2 pseudogenes are annotated in these 569 nt (G+C 65.7%); one reads left to right on the top strand and one right to left on the bottom strand.

The features are described from left to right. A pseudogene (locus A5771_RS04975) lies at positions 1-203 on the bottom strand (PE-PPE domain-containing protein); the annotation flags it as partial. Positions 204-378: 175 nt separating this feature from the next. On the opposite strand from A5771_RS04975, the pseudogene A5771_RS04970 reads away from it, so the two are divergent. Then, positions 379-569: pseudogene (locus A5771_RS04970) on the top strand (PE-PPE domain-containing protein); the annotation flags it as partial.

The following is a 569-nucleotide window of genomic DNA, read 5'->3' as shown; positions in this document are numbered from 1 at the left end:
AACAGGTCGGCCGCGGTTTGGGCGAAGGTCGGCGACGGAGTGGACAAAATCGTCGGGCCGACGAAGAACGCGGTGTCAGCGAGCAGTTTGACGGCGGCATTGGTGGCGTGGACCGGCGCGGCGGCAAGCACACCGCCTGCCACGGTGCCGGCAATCGCGATCGGCGCGAAGACCTTGTTGAGCATCCGGGCCCGTCCCTTCACCGCAGAAGCTAAAGATTGCCTGAGGGCGATCATGGCAGGGCCGCTTGGCGGAAGTCAACGCCGCCAGCGGGCTGGCCAGGCATAGTCCCCGCGTCCGTTGACTCTCGTCGCGCGAGAATGCCATTATCAGCGTGTCCCGTCGGCGAGCTCTTACATAAGTTCAAGGTGTGTCGCAATGAACGTAACCAAAGTTTTCGCTCCGGTCGCCGTCGCGGGCGTCATCGCCGCCGGCGTCGCTGGAACCCCGGTCATCCAGACGACGCTCGCCGAAGTGGCCCTGTTGGCCGACACCGCGATCTTCGTCGGCGGGACGATGTTGCCGACGCCCTCGGCGGCGTTCGCCCAAACCGCGGCCGACCTGTTCCT

The organism is Mycolicibacter sinensis, assembly GCF_001667375.1.
In the GTDB taxonomy this organism is placed as follows: Bacteria; Actinomycetota; Actinomycetes; order Mycobacteriales; family Mycobacteriaceae; genus Mycobacterium; species Mycobacterium sinense_A.
The sequence above is the reverse complement of the archived record's forward strand: the minus strand, read 5'-3'. Positions and strand labels throughout refer to the sequence as shown.